General features: G+C 66.2%; 6 protein-coding genes. All 6 read right to left on the minus strand.

The features are described 5' to 3' along the window. A partial coding sequence (locus FV230_RS26115; RefSeq protein ID WP_147844452.1) for a hypothetical protein occupies positions 1-445 on the minus strand: 445 nt, incomplete at its 3' end. Beyond that, positions 435-995 (minus strand): terminase small subunit, encoded by a 561-nt coding sequence (locus FV230_RS26120; protein ID WP_147844453.1) that lies wholly within the window; start codon positions 993-995, stop codon positions 435-437. The genes FV230_RS26115 and FV230_RS26120, both read right to left, overlap by 11 nt. Before the next feature lie 316 nt (positions 996-1311). Then, the gene (locus FV230_RS26125) at positions 1312-1662 is read right to left on the minus strand and encodes a hypothetical protein (protein ID WP_147844454.1); all 351 of its coding nucleotides are present in this window, start codon (positions 1660-1662) and stop codon (positions 1312-1314) included. A gap of 232 nt (positions 1663-1894) precedes the next feature. Beyond that, positions 1895-2167: a hypothetical protein gene (locus FV230_RS26130; RefSeq protein ID WP_147844455.1), complete on the minus strand. Its 273-nt coding sequence runs from the start codon at positions 2165-2167 to the stop codon at positions 1895-1897. Then, positions 2164-2982, minus strand: coding sequence for a hypothetical protein (locus tag FV230_RS26135; RefSeq protein WP_210248659.1), 819 nt, complete (start codon positions 2980-2982; stop codon positions 2164-2166). Before FV230_RS26135 ends, FV230_RS26130 begins: the two co-directional genes overlap by 4 nt. Further along, positions 2982-3221, minus strand: a complete 240-nt coding sequence (locus tag FV230_RS26140) for a hypothetical protein (protein WP_147844457.1) — start codon at positions 3219-3221, stop codon at positions 2982-2984. The genes FV230_RS26135 and FV230_RS26140 overlap by 1 nt, the downstream gene beginning before the upstream one ends. Positions 3222-3499: the final 278 nt, after the last annotated feature.

Below are 3499 nucleotides of genomic sequence, written 5' to 3' on the forward strand. Positions count from 1 at the left end.
TCTGGCCATAGCGCTTCCGCATCTGGCTCATCTCATCGGCGAACTTGCGAACCCCGCCCTGCATGGTCTCAGCAGACACACCGAACCGCTCGCCCAAGGCGCTGAAGGCACGAAGCTGGTCGACGGCGAGGCCCGTCTCCTTCGACATGATGGCAAGCTGCTGCGTGCCTTTCGAGAAGCCGCTGAGTGCTGCCGTGACGGCCCCGAGCGACACACCGGCACTGAGCCCGACAAGGCCGAGCCCAGAGAGCACCGGCGTCATTCCCTGCAGGGCGGCAGTGGTCTTGCCGAGTGCGCCGTTAAAGCCTTCGAAGTCGCGCTTCAGATCCTTGCCGGCCTGGGTGCCGGTCTTGGCCGCCCTGCCAAGGGCCGTCTCCAGCTTCGCCAAAGGGCCGGTGAAGCCGTCCTGGACTTCTGCGACAAGGCGCAGGCGGTCATCGGCCATGGGCAGGCTCCTCAACAGGTGCAGTAAGGCCGCGTTCGGCGGCGACTTCGGCCGGTGTCACATGCCCCTCACCGCCCGTTGTCAGTTCCTCCATGGCGGACCGCACCTCGGCCTCAACCAGAGTGAACACCTGCGCGCGGCCCTGCTCGGGTAAGCGGCTGGCGATGCGCGTGGGCATGCTCAGAAGCTTGTTGCGAAGCTTCATGTTCTGGATCGTGACGGCTGCGATCGCGTCGTCGATCAGCACGACCTTGCCGGTCGCTAAGTCGTTCTTCAGTTCGGTGGCAATGGCGAGCGCGCGATCCTTGCGGGCCCGCTCCTGGGCCGGATCAAGATCGCCAGAGAGCGCGCCACCGAGAGCTTTCGCTACTGCGCGACGTTCACGCCAATCGAGGACTTCGGCAGAATTGAATTGCCATTCACGGCCGCGCTCGCCGCGCTCGACGAAAGGGCAGCCTAAGCGCACCCAATTGTCTATCGTCGGAAGACTACGACCGAAGATTTCTGCAGTCTCACAACGATTTAAGATCCGCCCGCGAGCATCAGACATAAACAAAAAGTTCCATTTAAAAATTTTGCATCGGGTGACAGACTGCGGTCGCGCTTACCCGTATCCCTTCGCCCCAGGACGAAGAACCTAGAGTAAACTATTCTACCTCAGCGATTGCTTTGCAGGGGCGGCCGCCATGATGACCCGGAGGTCAAGGCATCCTCGGCGGTCTCATGGAGCGTGCCAGGGACGATCACGCGCTCGGCGCTGTTCCCCGCGCCACCAGCGTCACCGGGGTCAACGGGCGCGATCCAGATCACCGGGAGTGGCTGAGCTTCCTCAGCAGCGGCGGGCTGCGGGCTCTTCTCGTTGGCCATTACGCGACACTCGCGAAGGCGATGCGGTCGGTCGGACCGATCTCGATGGTGAAGGGCTGGATCAGGCCGATGTTGGAGAAGGTGAGCAGGTGGCGCGGTTCCTTGGACGGGTCCGGCACCTTGCCCACCGAGCACCACAACGCGGGTTCGGAGAACGATGGCGTGACGAACGCTATGCAGGGGCCGGTAAGGCCACCCGGCACCAAGGACTGCACCGTGGGCAGTGCGTTCGGATCGGTGGGTGTGGTGCCGGAGATAGTCAGTGTGGCGCTGGCGATCGGCGCGGAGCCTCGATGCTGAGGCGTGGTGCCGGGAGGATGAAGTTCAACGCGAATGGTACCGGTAGCCATAAGGTTCTCCTGAAGCTCTGAGGGAGGAGACCGCAGCGGGGTGACCCCTCCGCCGCGATCTCCGATCATCCCGCTGGCTTGGAGAGCGGGCGGTCTTGCCAGCCTTTGGATCCTCCGCCCCCAATGGCTCAGGATCAGGCGAGGGACAGGCTGGCTTGTCGGTGTTGGGCTGACCGGATTGCCCTCAATGGCGCGGCTGGAGGCCCTCGCGGGTCGGCCGCGCAATCTCGTGTCAGGCCACGCGGCGCCAGAGCGTCCCGTCGGCGGCGTGGCGCTGATCACCCACCTGGTAGGCGGTGAAGGCCGTGGCGCGAGCGGCAGCAACGACCGTGCGCCCCTCGCTTGCGGGCGCCTGACGCTCAGTCGCGCGGACGGAGGCAGACCAAGCCGCAAAGCGCTCTGCCTGCGTCGGCGTGCGTTCTGCGGCTGCCGGAGCGCGGTCCTTGCCCAGCACGCGACGCCAGTGAGCCTGATTAGCCTCGATGTTCTCTCGGGTAATGGTCATGCGCGGTATCCCGTGTCGGATCTGAGGGGCTGAGGAAGGTTGCGCCAGATCGGCGGGGCATCCCGACCGAGACCGGGCAGCGTCACACGATGCGAGAGCGGAACATGCGGCTCGCCGGGTATGCTGGGCACAGCGACCCTGCGCTCGATGGTCTTGGCGACTCGATGACGGAGATCGTTGCCGGCCAGGATGCCGGCGGGCTGACCGGTCCGACTGTCGACCCAGACCAGATCATGCGTGGTCTCGGTGCGCATCGGGATGGTCTCGGTGCCGTTGAACGGCTCGCCCGGCGGCGCCGGCTCCGCGCCGTCTGGCAGGGCTGCGTTGGCCTCGGCGATCCGGCCCTCCTGCTCGCGAAGCTGCCCGAGCACGCCGGCCAACTCCCTCGCCAGGACGACGTACCGATCGGCGAGTTTGGCCGCCTCGGCGCTGGCCTTCATGCCGGCCTTGCGCAGCGCCTTGCGGCGGGTCTGCTCGGCCTCATGGTCAGCGCGGGCTTCGGCCTCTGCGATCACTGCCGCGGCGTGCTGCGCCTCGGCTTGATCGATGCGAACCTTGGCGACGGCGATGCGCTGGTTGAGGCTGGCCACATCGTCGGCGGTGCCGGTCAGCATCAGGTCGGATCGACTGGCCTCCAGTGCGGTGCGCTCGGCCACCGCAGCGTCGCGATCAGCCGCGATCTGGGCCGACGTGCGAGGGGCGAGGCGAGCGGTGTCAGCAACGAGAGCGTGCCGAGGCAGCCCGAGGGTGACACGGGGGTGAATGGTGCGGGTCTCGCGCACGTTCACAACGGGAAGGGTCATGCCGGCGCTCATCAGGCGGCCTGCCGCATCGCGGGGGCGGACGGGGCGGGGCCGGGGCCGTCGTCGGTGCTGCGGAAGGGCGGAAGCTGCACGCCATCGGCGTTGAGCTGCGCGCGAAGGGCGCGGCGCAGGTACTCCCCAGGGGAGGTGCGGGACTGCTGCGCTGCGGCTGCAACAGCACCGGAGAGGCCGCGCTCGGCCCGAAAACGAACCATCTCGGGGAAGTTCAGCGTGCGGGCAGTGTTCTGCACGATCAATCTCCATAACAAGTGCGACATCTGCTGCCGCTTAGTGTCACGGATTATCGGGATCGACCTAGCGAGATGCAACAATTCGCGTTGTTGTTTGAAATTACTTGTGATGGATCAGTGAAATTCTACGGACACGCAGCGGCCTGGTCCGGCCACCACCCCAGACTGGCTGGGGCGGGTTGGGGCGGACGATCCGGTTACCTTGCCATTCGCGCCCGTGCGCGTGTGCGTGCAGTACGGCGAACCCGCCCCTGCCTGTCTGGGGTGGTGGCCGGACC

Source organism: Methylobacterium sp. WL6 (genome assembly GCF_008040095.1).
GTDB lineage: Bacteria > Pseudomonadota > Alphaproteobacteria > Rhizobiales > Beijerinckiaceae > Methylobacterium.